This window comes from Halomonas sp. ND22Bw, from assembly GCF_003011945.1.
GTDB classification, from domain to species: Bacteria; Pseudomonadota; Gammaproteobacteria; order Pseudomonadales; family Halomonadaceae; genus Halomonas; species Halomonas halophila.
The window spans coordinates 1-267 of record NZ_PXWD01000981.1; the positions used below are offsets into that span (position 1 = coordinate 1).

The window sequence follows — 267 nt, forward strand, 5'->3', positions numbered from 1 at the left end:
GCCGCTGACACCGCAGCTCTCGACGCGGCGGACGAGGACGTCGCGGGTGTGTACGCGTCAGGCATCGACGACGTCGTCCCGGTGACCGACGCCTCCGAGCGACGTACTGCGGAGGAGACGCTGTCGTCACGCGACCTGCCGAACGGGCTGCTCTCCTGGCAGGTAGCCCCGGGGACGGGGGCCGCCGACGGGGGCACCGCGGTCGTCCGGCTCAGCGGCGAGGCCGACCTGCCGCTCGTCGGAGGTCTGCTGCGGGGCCTCGGCAGC

Annotated in this window: 1 protein-coding gene; it reads left to right on the forward strand. The window is 74.5% G+C overall.

The annotated features are described in order from the left end of the window. On the forward strand, positions 1–267 hold a 267-nt coding region (locus tag CVH10_RS26075; protein ID WP_219924938.1), incomplete at both ends, for a hypothetical protein.